The sequence below is a fragment of the Streptomyces sp. PA03-1a genome (genome assembly GCF_033792805.1).
In the GTDB taxonomy this organism is placed as follows: domain Bacteria; phylum Actinomycetota; class Actinomycetes; order Streptomycetales; family Streptomycetaceae; genus Actinacidiphila.
This window is the reverse complement of sequence record NZ_JARAVO010000454.1, coordinates 1-2,131: the sequence shown is the minus strand read 5'-3', so window position 1 is coordinate 2,131 and position 2,131 is coordinate 1. Positions and strand designations below refer to the sequence as shown.

Annotated in this window: 2 protein-coding genes and 1 pseudogene; 2 read left to right on the top strand and 1 reads right to left on the bottom strand. The window is 68.4% G+C overall.

The genetic code is table 11. From position 1 onward, the window contains the following. Nucleotides 1-1,215 (bottom strand): annotated as a pseudogene (locus tag PV341_RS44815) (FtsK/SpoIIIE domain-containing protein); the annotation flags it as partial. A gap of 51 nt (nucleotides 1,216-1,266) precedes the next feature. Between PV341_RS44815 and PV341_RS44810 the strand changes: the two are divergent. Together PV341_RS44810 and PV341_RS44805 are read left to right on the top strand one after the other, a co-directional pair. Further along, the gene (locus PV341_RS44810; RefSeq protein ID WP_500323050.1) at nucleotides 1,267-1,659 is read left to right on the top strand and encodes an NUDIX domain-containing protein; all 393 of its coding nucleotides are present in this window, start codon (nucleotides 1,267-1,269) and stop codon (nucleotides 1,657-1,659) included. 11 nt (nucleotides 1,660-1,670) lie between these two features. Continuing rightward, the coding region (locus PV341_RS44805) for a hypothetical protein (RefSeq protein ID WP_500360996.1) at nucleotides 1,671-2,131 on the top strand (461 nt) is incomplete at its 3' end.

Below are 2,131 nucleotides of genomic sequence, written 5' to 3'. Positions count from 1 at the left end.
GTCACCGGGGTGAGCTGGGTAGCCAGGGCGGGCTGGAAGGGTGCGGTTCGGGCACGTCGGGGGTGTTCTCGGCGTGCCGGTTGCAGGCGTTGACGGCCTGGCGCAGCGTGGTGTGGGGGGTGCGGATGCGGGCCCATCCGCCGGTGGAGTCGCCCGTGACGGCGATGCCGGGGGTGTCGGGGCGGATTTGGATGGCGGCGAGGACGGCGTCGGGGGCGATGTCGCCGAAAGCCATGTTCGCCGAGGGTTCGTCGTTCACGCGATGGGCGGTGCGGCCGGTGAGCTGAGCGCGGAGCATGGTGATGGCCTTGCCGAGTTCCGAGCCGAAGCGCTGCCCGCAGATCTCCAGGTAGATGCCAGCGGCCCGGCCGAGCTGCGCGAGGCGAGCGAGCGCGGTGACGATGCGGTCGCGGCGCTTCTCCTCGTCCTTGGTGGTGAACAGAGCGAGTTCAGCGACCTCATCGACCAGGACCACGACCGGAACCGGCCGCAGGTGGTCGGGCAGGTCCCAGATGTCGGCAGCCATCTCCGCATCCGGCACGTCGGCGGTGATCCGCTGCTCGGCGCGGATGAGCTGGTAGACGGCCTCCATACGGTCGATGAGGGCGTCGAGGAGATCGGCGGCAGCATCGGGGTTGTCGGCCAGCGCGGAGAACCGGCGGGCCAGCGGAAACAGCTCCACACCCTGCTTGCAGTCGATACCCACCAGGGCGACATCCTGCGCGGCCAGTTCGGCGACCAGGTTCCTTTGGTACACCGACTTCCCCGACTTCGTGGCGCCCAGGGTCAGGGCGTGCGGGACGGTGCGGTAGTCGCGGTAGTGCACGGCACCGTCCTCGCGCAGGGCTACCGGGACCCGCATCGGGGTGCGGTCGATCTTCGCGGGCATCTGCACACGCTTGAGGACGTCGTATCCGGTCATCCGCAGCTCAACCACACCCGAGCGCAACTCGCGCGAGGTCACCCCGTACATGCTGAACGAGTGCCGCAGCCGGTCGCACGAGGCGGCGACGTCGAAGGCGTCCTGCCCCGGCCGCAGACCTAACCGCACCACCAGGCCCGTGCGGGTGGGACGCAGCCGCAGGATGTGCGGAGCCCGCGGACCGGGGGCTGGACGGTTGGCGGCCCGGGCCAGGGCCATGCGCCAACGGGGCGACGGCACGGTCAGACCGCACGCCTCCATCACCGAGCCATAGCGAACCAGACCCGCAGCATCGCGAGGGTGACCCCGAAGCGCTGCACTCGGTATCCGTGGCCGGAGCCGTAGTGCGCGAGGACGGCCGGCTCCTGGCGATCCGCCGCGCTGACAACGGCACTTGGGAGCTCCCCGGTGGTGTCCTGGAACTGGCCGAGGCACCCGAGGAAGGCGTGAGGCGCGAGGTCTGGGAAGAGACCGGCATCCACGTCGAGGTGGACCAGCTCACCGGGGTCTACAAGAACACCACCCGCGGCATCGTGGCCCTGGTCTTCCGTTGCAAGCCCTCCGGCGGCGCCGAGCGCACCTCGGACGAATCCACGGCCGTCGACTGGCTCACGCCCGACGAGGTCGCAGGGTGCATGTCTGAGGTCTTCGCGGTCCGGCTTCTCGATGCACTGGACGGCAATGGGCCCCATGTCCGGAGTCACGACGGACGGCACCTGGCCGTCAACTCCCGCTAGAGACTTCCCTCATGACGACCTCGATTGCTCTCTGGTTCGAGCACCTGGCAGGGAAGCACTGGCATAACGATCTTCGACTGCACATCGGAGGTCACCGTCACACCTGCGACTCGTACTACCTGACTCTGGAGTCGCGGCACCTCGGCGCGAATCTGACACGCCTGCTGGAGCAGTGGATAGAGCAGGTCAACGAGCTAAGGGACGCAGGCGGCACGGCCTACCTGCCCTATGACTTCTCAGACCAGTGCACAGCATGGCTGCGCGTCTCTTCCACGGACGGAGATACCGCAGTGGTCCAGGCTGGCTGGAGCCTCATCGAGGCATGGGGCATCGAGACCTCGGACTACCGCGCAACAGCGCCAGACATCACGGACGGGTCTGCTGCAGGTTTGGGTGACAGGTTCGGTCACGCGGCCTGGACGGCCGGTGGGGTCATGACGGTCTCGAATTCGACGGGGGTCAGGCGGCCGAG